General features: G+C 52.0%; 1 pseudogene. It reads left to right on the top strand.

From position 1 onward, the window contains the following. Positions 1-252 (top strand): annotated as a pseudogene (locus HMPREF0693_RS19235) (hypothetical protein); the annotation flags it as partial.

Here is a 252-nt window from a genome sequence, read left to right as displayed (position 1 = left end):
TGACTTTATGGTTGATACGCAAATTCCGGGCGATACAGACGGTGATGGTGTGGTGGATACAACACCGGTAGTGACTATTCCAGAAGCTACGGACGGGGTAAATGCTGACGAGCTAAAAGATGGCGTACAGACCGAAGTGACTGTACCGGGAGGGAGTGCGGCAGGTGACACACTGACACTCACTATTACTAAACCAGACGGCTCAACCGACACCGTTGAACACACACTGACTGCAGATGAAGTGACGGCAGG

Origin of the sequence: Proteus mirabilis ATCC 29906 (genome assembly GCF_000160755.1) — a bacterium.
Taxonomy (GTDB): Bacteria; Pseudomonadota; Gammaproteobacteria; order Enterobacterales; family Enterobacteriaceae; genus Proteus; species Proteus mirabilis.
Note: the sequence above shows the minus strand (reverse complement) of the source record. Positions and strands in the feature narration are given on the sequence as shown.